This is a genomic window from Yersinia sp. 2553 StPb PI, from assembly GCF_052217105.1.
GTDB lineage: Bacteria > Pseudomonadota > Gammaproteobacteria > Enterobacterales > Enterobacteriaceae > Yersinia > Yersinia enterocolitica_E.
Genome location: NZ_JAZGPX010000002.1, coordinates 4,855,855 through 4,865,977, shown reverse-complemented (window position 1 = coordinate 4,865,977; position 10,123 = coordinate 4,855,855). Strand labels below are relative to the sequence as shown.

Genomic DNA, 10,123 nt, shown 5'->3' with positions numbered 1-10,123 from the left:
TTCTCACGCCTTATTATGGCGGGCAATCGGTAATAAATAACGTTCCGTTTCATGTAATATCTTGTCGAGATGTGGATTATCCATCAGGCGGAACACCCTTTGCACATAGCTATCCTCACCTTCACCTGCAACTCGCTGATCACCCTGCCAAACTTGTAAAAGTTTCATGCGGGCTTTAGTTTGTGTTTCTTCATCCCACAAAATCTGACCTGACTCGCGTTCAAAGCACTGGCTCAGCCATGCCCAACCACTTTTGCTCAGCAATAACAGTGGTTCACACATTCCTTGCTGATACCCACTGATTAACTGTTGTAAATAGTGATGAGCCTCATCACGGCCCAAAGAATCATAGCGCCATGCAGTTCCTTTGCGACCATACATCCGGCTTTGCCCATCACCTCCACCAGCACAATAGACCAGATGTTCAATCCATAATAAAAGCCCGTCTATCGCCGTTAATGCCGCGGGACGCCAACGAATTAATCCATCTTCCTGAACCTGATGAATCCAACCTGTAAGGGTGATGTCACCCAATTCGATATTTAGCTCAATGCTATGATGCTCAAGGCGCTCGCTACGAATCTGTTCAGCTAATGGCACCATTTCCTCTTGCTGGCTTTCCCAATAAAGCTCACCGAACGATCCATAAGGCAGGCTACCGGCCGCTCGAGCTCGGGTAAACACGCTATTGATGTCTCCCTCATCTATCAATGCATTCAGTAACTGAGTATTAAACTGATAGCGGTTGAGGTTATCTAAAGTAAATGGCTCTTCATCAGGTAATTCTGTTTCTTCAATAACAAAATTCACTCCTAGCCGGAGTTGGAAGAATGCCCTCACAGGGTGGCGATAGAAGCGGATTAACTCATCCAATGTAATTTCAGATAAAGGTTCAGGCGATAATGGCTGATTAAACTCTGGATGCGGTCGCCCTTTGGACTCAGCAGAGGGTAGCCATTCAGCAGCGTAACTCTGTAACTCGCTATGCTGAATAAAATTTTCTGCCGCAAACGGCATCCGCGCATGCCAGCAGAGTAAGTGCTGAATCACCCGCTGAGCGCTCTCATCAGCATTGAGCATTTCGTCACCCGGTAAATGATAACTTTGTGAGATATATTCAATCAGTTCACTGACCAACACTGATGGATAACGCTTACTGTTATCCTGGATAGAGCGCCCGATATAGCTGATATAGAGCTGTTGCTGAGCCGAAAGTAGCGCTTCGAGGAACAGATAGCGGTCATCGTCACGGCGGCTACGGTCACCACGGCGAACCTGCTTTGCCATCAAATCAAATCCCAGCGGCGGCAGCGTTCGTGGGTAAACGCCATCGTTCATCCCCAATAAGCAAACAACTTTAAATGGGATCGAGCGCATAGGCATTAGAGTACAGAAGTTGATTGGCCCGGCAAGGAAACGCTGGCTGATGCGCTCATTATCCAAGCGCGAAGCCAGTTCATCCCGTAACAGATTAAGTGGCACCACATCGGGATATTGGGCAGCAATACCATAGCTGATAACCTTCTGCCACTGTTGTTCAATCAGCACCAACACCGCTTCAGTGTCATTATCGGGTTCAAAGAAGGTATCCAATAATTGGCGGCACAGGGGTAACCATTCGCTGAGTGCTCGGGGTTCACTTAATTGCTGCCGCCATTGGCTTAGTTGCATCAACATATCTGCCAATTGCCCAGCGAGTTCAGCAGCTAAGCCACTCGACTCATCATATGGCAGAACACCCTGCCAATCTCCGGCGGTGCTATCCATGGCATAACCCAGCAACATGCGGGTGATACCAAAGTGCCAGGTATGCTGACCCGTTGCGGGTAAGGAGAGTTCCCGTACATTGTCATCATCCAGCCCCCAACGAATACCCGATTCCCCCACCCATTGCCGTAAGCGGCGCAAGCCATCTTCAGTAATACCAAACTTACTGGCTAAAGCAGGTACCTCCAACAGCGCCAACACTTGTTCAGAGGTGAAACGGCTTTGGGGGAGATCAAGTAAGGTAATAAAAGCCTGTAGCGCCGGATGGGCCTGACTGGCTTTACGGTCAGAAATCGCAAACGGCAGATAGCGGTCCCCTGTCGCATTACCAAATGTGGCCTGAATATAAGGGGTATAGCTGTCAATATCGGCAACCATCACAATGACATCGCGTGGAGTAAGTTCAGGATTAGTTGAGAATAAATTCAATAGGTTATCTTGCAAAACCTCAACTTCTCGCTGAGGACTATGGCAAACATGCAGGCTAAGAGATCGATCACTGAGATCTAATCGACGCTTTTGGTCGCTACGCGCTAAGGATTCCGCCGTGATGCCAATAATTGCGTGGTCTTCCAGCTCCAACATATCGTGCTGAATACCATGTAGTAGATTGTCAGGGTCAATATCAACAAAAGCGTGGACCTCTTGAATATCATCAACCTGAGATAATAAATACATATGATCCCGCCCGAGCCGCCCCCACGAGGCTAATAATGGGTTACTGAGTTCTTGTTCACCATTCGCATTAAAGAGCTGTTCAGCCTGCTCTGGCTGGCGGAACAGATTGACTTCAATTGATTCGCGATAATGTCTACGTTTGCGGCTTTGCAATTTAGCCAAAAAAGCATAATCCTGAATATCGCCCCAAAAATAGCGGCAAGGATTCGTAAACATCAGATGAATATCAATATGTTTACCCAGCGCTTGTAGAGCTTGTAAATAGATAGGAGGTAATGCCGATATGCCGCAAATAAATACCCGCTTGGGTAACCCAACGGGGCAGACATTCGCTTCAAGCAGGGTGCGGATAAACCGCTGGTAGAGATTGGCACGGTGCCATTCGGGCTGTTCCAATTGGCGGGTATAATTGGTCAGTTCCACCCACAACTTGGCTTGCCACAGTTGAGCATCGTCCAGATTGTCAATGAGTTGGCCCCGTTCCCAACTGGCAAGCCATTCAGGACGATACACTAAATATTGGTCGAAAAGGTCAGCAACCCGTGCTGCAAGTTGATGGATTTTGCGCTTATCATTATCGTCACTTAAATAGCGTTTCATGGGAGAAAATACCGGGCTTTCCAGTAAATCTGGCAGCAACCACATAAGTTTCCATGTCATGGCGTCTTTGCTAAATGCGCTTTCTTTTGGGATTCCGGGCAAAACACGGGTAAACATATCCCAGATAAAGGTTGCGGGCAGCGGAAACTCAATATTAGCTGCAATACTAAATTGTTGTGCCAGTTGCATTTGTAACCATTGTGCCATTCCTGGGCTTTGAACTAGCACCACTTCTTGCTGGAAAGGGTTATCCAACGGCTCTCGTTCTATCAGCGCAGTCGTTAGCGCTTTGAGTAAATCTAATTGATTAGAATGATAAACCGTGAACATGATTACTCCCTTAAGGCACTATGGAAAATAGCCATAAGTGATTAAACCAGTTTATTATCACTTGTGGGTAAATCCTGAGGCTTAATACTCTAACTTGATAATGAATGAGCGCAATAGGTTATCTCTATTATAAGACCGATATAGTCGCTCATCTGTATACCTCGGCGGTTCATCAATCAGGATCCCCTTGTTTGCCGCCTCAGCAACGTCGTATCTATGGGGGATAACTATGCCGTTAGCCACTTCCATTCGTAGAGCAAAACCAACGGGTTAACTCTGCTGACAGGTTTTTCCGTACCGCAAGAGTGAAATTAAGCTCGGCGCATTCCCCTTCAATTCGGCTAATGGACTGACGATATAACCAGTTAGGTTTCATTCCCGATATGAATCCCCTATCAGGTCTAGCCTCCCCTGCACTGTCAATATGTTGATGAAGCAGAAACCAAGCCTGACGCTGTTGCCACACAGAAGAGAAACCCTGTAAAAGAGTCTGATGGTATTGCAACAACCCCAGTAACGAGACAGAGAAAAACAGTGCCGCAATTAAGGCTTCAGGCAGGCTAAACCCTCGTTGGTTGCGAGGATCGCATTGGTCACTCCGTTTCATCAACAAGCACCTATTGCAGCATTTTAGTAATCGCAAAACTGTGCATCCTTATCAGGACAGAAATCCAACCAGCCATGAGCTGCCTTAACCAGTTGATAGTGACCCACAGACCCTTTGCCAATATTCAGCATGACCCGTTGATATAGCATCAAGGGTGGCTGTGAACCGAGGAGGTAACTCTCCCCTCTGAGAATAAAAAAACCGCTTAGTGATGCTGGTTTAACACAGGCCTTTAAGCCATATTGCTGCTGCTGAATGCAATACCATGTTGAACCTGTCCGCCATGGCAAACTGAACGACCAATCCTGACGTATCCCCCAGTTCAGTGATGATGTTGCCTGATTAAAAGCACGTAAATAGTGCTGTTCTTCAGATGTAATCTGTTGAATATTATCCAATTGACGGTGTAGTGCTGACAGCAGAAATAAACCAAGAGCGAAAAGTGTAGCGACGGCTGCCAATGTACTGGTCCCCCGTTGATGATTCAGCTTCATAGATTGTTCCCGCGTATCGTATAAGTAAGCTGATGATGGATTACCGGATTACCTGTTTTTTGCCCCGCTAATTGCACCCGATAAACCTGATTTGATGTTTGCTGAGGTAACCGACTAATAGAAAAATGGGTTATCGTTATCTCTTGTGGATCAAGCAGCTTTTCCCACCCACTGCCAGCGCAATTCAGTTCACCACGTTGGACCTCTAATGCTTTATTACGCAGGCGGTAGCCAAAGTATTCGGACTCCTGATGTTTCTCCCCTTCCCATCGACCATTTCGATTGAGATCGTAAGCAACTATCAGACACGAATTTGTCGCTTCTGCGGGATAATGATGGGTTGTAACCGCTTTTCCCTGACACTCGCCATGGCAAAATCCTGCACGCCGCAGATCTTTTTCTAGCACAACCATAACCTGACTCAGTGCCAACTCCAGATAATAGCGCTGCTGCAAAATTGATATTTGTTTGCGTAGCTTAGGGAAAACCTCTGCGGCACCAAGCATAATCAAACTACCAATGCTCAATGCCAACATCATTTCCGGTAGCGTAAAACCTGTTATACGTTTCCGCCCAGAACAGACCGATGCTGGCATATTTTTGACCATTATTAGCATATATGAATACCTGACATTGGCTGGCCCTCACTACACAGTCTTAAGCGCCCTCGACTGGAAATAACTAACCGGATAGACCCTGCCGGGTTACTGAGCATGATATTTCCTGCCTGTGCCGTATTCCTCACACCAAAGAAGCCCATCTCTTTTTGCAATGAAGTCGCAATAGCGACATCTGGGTAAGGTGGAATAAACACGCCGTCGGTAAGTGCCGAACAGCGAGCCGTAGGTTTATCACCACTTCCCAGGCACCCCTGGCCATTCTGCTGTATCCACAGCAATTCTGTGTCATTGCGACGATTAGCCTGTGCTTGTAAGTGTGTTAAGAAGGCGAGTAACTGACGAGCACTGTCTGCGAGCCGTTCCCGCTGCCGGTAATGATGCCAACTTTGCGCCCCCCAAAGTGCTGTTATACCCACTAATACAATCACCAGCAGCAATTCAATCAGGCTGATACCTTTTTGTTTTTTAAGAGAATTCCTACGAGTCAGGTAAGTTTTCGTTAATCTTATATTGGTGTCCATGGCGTAAGTTTACGTGGCTGAAATTTGAGGTCGAGTGACGAATTATCAGGGCTGGAAACGGTGCGCAAAATTTTATCTACGACGACATAAATGCAGAAAAGAGTGCGGCGCAGCTCGCATTTTTATTGCAGGAAGGATGCTGGTAGCAAAGAAAAGGGTTTGACGAAAATATACCCAATAGCTTTCCAGATGCAGGGAGGCAACAAGCAGAGGCAAGAGCTGGATATGGGAATGGGAATGGGAATGGACCGAGTAAACAGGAGCAGCCCCCTGAAACTTGAAAGGTGACGGGTATAAAACCGGAGCCATTGCGGCTCCGGTCTAAAGATTAGATAGCAATCGGCGCTTTAATTCCTGGGTGAGGATCGTACCCCTCAATTTCAAAATCCTCAAAACGGTAATCAAACAAAGAGTCAGGTTTCCGTTTGATAATCAGTTTCGGCAATGCACGTGGCTCACGGCTTAATTGCAGATTTGTCTGCTCAATATGGTTGCTGTACAAGTGTGTATCCCCCCCTGTCCAGACAAAATCACCCACTTCCAAATCGCATTGCTGCGCCATCATATGTACCAGTAAAGCATAGCTGGCAATGTTAAATGGCAAGCCGAGGAATACATCACAAGAGCGCTGATACAGTTGACAAGAAAGCTTGCCATCTGCCACGTAGAACTGGAAGAAAGCATGGCACGGCGCCAGTGCCATTTGCTCCAGTTCACCCACATTCCATGCTGAGACGATGATACGGCGTGAATCGGGATCCTGCTTAAGCTGTTTTACCACGTTGCTGAGTTGGTCAATCTTACGACCATCTGCAGCCCCCCAAGCCCGCCATTGCTTGCCGTAAACCGGGCCAAGGTCGCCGTTTTCGTCAGCCCATTCATCCCAGATTGAGACATTATTTTCCTTCAAATAGCCAATATTAGTATCGCCATTGAGGAACCATAACAGCTCATGGATGATGGAGCGCAAATGGCAGCGCTTAGTGGTTACCAGTGGGAAACCGTCTTGTAAATTGAAACGCATCTGATGCCCGAAAATCGACACAGTACCGGTACCGGTACGGTCAGCTTTTGGAGTGCCTTCTTCCAGCACTTTTTTCATCAAATCCAGATACTGTTTCATGTTACCTCACGAAAGTTGTTGCGCAGGACGGCGATACGCCCAAATCATCATAATGATACCGGCCAGAATCATAGGTACAGAGAGTATCTGCCCCATGCTGATCACGCCATCGAACAAGCCGAGTTGAGCATCTGGCTGGCGGAAACACTCCACAATAATACGGAACGCACCATAACCAATCAGGAATAGGCCAGAAACACTGCCCATAGGACGCGGCTTACGGATAAATAGGTTCAGGATGATAAATAACACCACCCCTTCAAGAATCATTTCATACAGTTGCGAAGGATGACGCGGCAGTACACCGTATTGATTGAATATCGCCTGCCATTTCGCCGGGTCAGCAGCAACGATGGCGATATCTTCGCCACGAGAGGTTGGGAATAACATCGCCCACGGGGTATCGGTAGTCACACGGCCCCACAACTCGCCGTTGATAAAATTACCGAGCCGGCCCGCGCCTAAACCAAATGGAATAAGGGGAGCAATAAAGTCAGCGACCTGGAAGAAATTGCGTTTAGTGCGGCGGGCAAACCACAACATCACGCAGATGACACCAATCAAACCGCCATGGAATGACATACCGCCATCCCATACCTTAAACAGGTACAGTGGATTATCGAGGAACATCGGCAGGTTATAAAACAGCACATAACCGACACGGCCACCGACAAATACCCCGAGGAACCCCGCATACAGCAGGTTTTCGACTTCTTCTTTGGTCCAGCCACTACCCGGTTTATTTGCCCGACGAACCGCCAACCACATGGCGAAGACAAAACCCACCAGATACATTAAACCGTACCAATGAAGGGAAACCGGGCCAATGGAAAAAATGACCGGATCAAATTTAGGAAACGCCAGATAGCTATTGCTCATCTATCACCACGAAATGTCTCATATTTTGAGAAAATTAATGTTCTTGCCCGGTTAGGGCTACAGGTTGCGCATAATAGCATAGGCTTAGGCCGGTCTGGGCTGCACCAAACAGAAAAGTTCTGTAAACAACACAACCCCAGAAAGTGAATGTCACTCGCAAACAAACCAAAAAGCCTTGGAATAGTCGCCAGTGACTGGCACTAACAACGCTATAGCGCCAAGGGCCAAGAGCCAACGGGATACGCTTACTTCCCGCCGCGGATCAAGCCGCCTAAGCCCCTGCGTTCCATAAACGCTGCTGTTAAATGACGCACATCAGTGGTCATTTGGGCGCTCAATACTCGTTCGGCCAATGCTGCCGCATCTGCTAAATCGATATTGCGCAGCAGGTATTTAATTCGTGCCACACTGCGACCGTTCATACTGAGATTGCGATAACCCAGCCCGACCAGCAACAATGCGCCCATCGGGTCACCCGCCATTTCACCACAAAGGCTCACCTGCAAACCCGCTTGTGTCGCCTGCGTCAAAATATGGCTAAGCACCTGTAGCATCGCCGGATGCAGGCTGTCATACAGCGACGCAACGCGAGTATTATTGCGATCTACTGCCAGCAAATATTGGGTCAGATCATTGGTGCCAACTGAGATAAAATCTACTCGCGACTTGAGGTAGGGCAGCATAAAGATCATCGCGGGTACTTCTATCATTACCCCCAATTTAGGCTGTGGCAATTTATAGCCCAAGACTTCTTGAACCTCACGCCCAGCACGATCGATCAGGCGTTTAGCTTCATCGACTTCTTCCAGGCTGGTGATCATTGGCAATAGAATACCCAAATTACCGGTTCCGGCATTGGCACGCAGCATCGCTCGAACCTGGATCAAGAAGATCTCTGGCTGATCGAGCGTTACACGGATCCCGCGCCAACCCAGGCATGGGTTTTCTTCGCTGATGGGCATGTAGGGCAACTGTTTATCGGCACCGATATCCAAGGTACGTAACGTGACGGGTTTGTTGGGATAAAGCTGTAACATGCCTTGATATTGCGCAACTTGTTCCTCTTCCGATGGGAAGCCGCTTTGCAACATAAAAGGGATTTCAGTGCGGTATAGACCAACACCATCAACCCGCCCACCCAGCAATTGCTCATGTTCCGGGCTAAGACCCGCATTCAGCATCACCTGAATCCGCTCACCACTTTTCAGGGCCGCAGGTTGTTCGACATCGTCTTCAGCCAGCTTGCTGAGCTCAATCTCTTCAGTAACCAGCCGCTGATACTCTTTGACCAGTACCGGTTCGGGATCAACCAGCACCTCACCACGGTAGCCATCAACAATCAATAGCCGCTGGTTCAGCAAAGCAGGCTGGATATCAGCGCCCATCACCGTTGGGATGCCCATGGCGCGCACTAAAATCGCGGCATGCGAGTTAGCGGCACCATCACGCACCACCACCCCCGCCAGACGATCTTGTGGCACCTCGGCTAATAGAGTGGCGGTTAACTCATCGGCAACCAGGATAAAACGCTCAGGCCATTGGCTGGCCCCAGAGGTGCTATCATCGAGGTGGAACAACAAGCGCTGACCTAATGCCCGCAGGTCACTGGCTCGCTCACGCATATAGGTGTCTTGCAGGCTGGCAAATTGGGCGGCAAATTGTTCAACCACTTGTTTAACGGCCCATTCAGCCACCGAACCGGCGTCAATTTGCGCGAAAAGCTCACGCTTCAGGCGAGCATCATTTAACAGGTGCGAATAGAGATCGAAAATTGCCGCGCTCTCTTTTTGTGAGCTGGCAGCAAAACGCTTACTGAAGCGACGGAATTCTGCCGCAGCCTCTTCCAATGCCTGAGTCAGGCGTTCACGCTCCTGAACAGTATCGAGCGTTGAGGCCTCATAAACCAAATCAAGGGACGGTTGTGAAGTATCCTGCCAACCTTCCGCCACTGCCACGCCAGGAGCCGCCGCCAGCGCGCGGATTCGTGTTTGACGATATTGGCCAAAAATCGCATTCAGTTGCGATTGGGAGAGGATCCCCGCCAGTTGTGTGGCCAGCGTAACCATGAACGACTCTTCGCTCTCATCAAACTGGCGATGCTCGCGCTGCTGTACCACCAATACACCCAGCAACTGTCGACGATAAATAATAGGTACCCCGAGAAACGCCCGGAAGCGATCCTCTTTAACTTGTGGTACATATTTAAAACTGGGATGACTCTGAGCATCGGCCAGGTTAATGGGTTCGGCCAAACGCCCCACCAGCCCGACGATACCTTCGTCAAAAGCCAGCGTAATGGTGCGACCACGGGGCTTTTTCAAACCCCGTGTCGCCATCAGGTAGTAACAACGGCGGTCATTATCTGCCAGATATATCGAGCAGACTTCCGTGTCCATCGCCAGACAGGTTTCATTGACCAACAGCTCTAACGCATCCGTCAGGCTGGTTGCCATCGCCACTTTCTCAACTATTTCTCGCAAACGCATGAGCATGATCGGCTTAAC

8 protein-coding genes are annotated in these 10,123 nt (G+C 48.7%); all 8 read right to left on the bottom strand.

Annotated elements, in window-relative coordinates; all coding sequences use genetic code 11:
• Positions 1 to 3: 3 nt before the first annotated feature.
• A complete protein-coding gene (gene recC, locus V2A84_RS23455) occupies positions 4 to 3,375 on the bottom strand; it encodes an exodeoxyribonuclease V subunit gamma (RefSeq protein WP_083162878.1) in 3,372 nt (1,123 codons plus the stop codon).
• A gap of 235 nt (positions 3,376 to 3,610) precedes the next feature.
• Positions 3,611 to 3,982: a prepilin-type N-terminal cleavage/methylation domain-containing protein gene (locus tag V2A84_RS23450; protein ID WP_083162876.1), complete on the bottom strand. Its 372-nt coding sequence runs from the start codon at positions 3,980 to 3,982 to the stop codon at positions 3,611 to 3,613.
• Between the two features lie 23 nt (positions 3,983 to 4,005).
• On the bottom strand, positions 4,006 to 4,476 hold the full coding sequence (locus tag V2A84_RS23445; RefSeq protein WP_083162874.1) for a YgdB family protein: 471 nt from the start codon (positions 4,474 to 4,476) through the stop codon (positions 4,006 to 4,008).
• Positions 4,473 to 5,093, bottom strand: coding sequence for a prepilin peptidase-dependent protein (locus V2A84_RS23440; RefSeq protein WP_193784789.1), 621 nt, complete (start codon positions 5,091 to 5,093; stop codon positions 4,473 to 4,475). Before V2A84_RS23440 ends, V2A84_RS23445 begins: the two co-directional genes overlap by 4 nt.
• Positions 5,087 to 5,617, bottom strand: coding sequence for a prepilin peptidase-dependent protein (locus tag V2A84_RS23435; protein ID WP_083162872.1), 531 nt, complete (start codon positions 5,615 to 5,617; stop codon positions 5,087 to 5,089). Before V2A84_RS23435 ends, V2A84_RS23440 begins: the two co-directional genes overlap by 7 nt.
• Before the next feature lie 328 nt (positions 5,618 to 5,945).
• A complete protein-coding gene (gene thyA, locus V2A84_RS23430) occupies positions 5,946 to 6,740 on the bottom strand; it encodes a thymidylate synthase (protein WP_083162868.1) in 795 nt (264 codons plus the stop codon).
• A 6-nt stretch (positions 6,741 to 6,746) separates the two neighbouring features.
• Positions 6,747 to 7,619: a prolipoprotein diacylglyceryl transferase gene (gene lgt / locus V2A84_RS23425; protein ID WP_083162866.1), complete on the bottom strand. Its 873-nt coding sequence runs from the start codon at positions 7,617 to 7,619 to the stop codon at positions 6,747 to 6,749.
• Between the two features lie 245 nt (positions 7,620 to 7,864).
• Positions 7,865 to 10,111, bottom strand: a complete 2,247-nt coding sequence (gene ptsP, locus V2A84_RS23420) for a phosphoenolpyruvate--protein phosphotransferase (protein ID WP_083162864.1) — start codon at positions 10,109 to 10,111, stop codon at positions 7,865 to 7,867.
• Positions 10,112 to 10,123 lie beyond the last annotated feature (12 nt).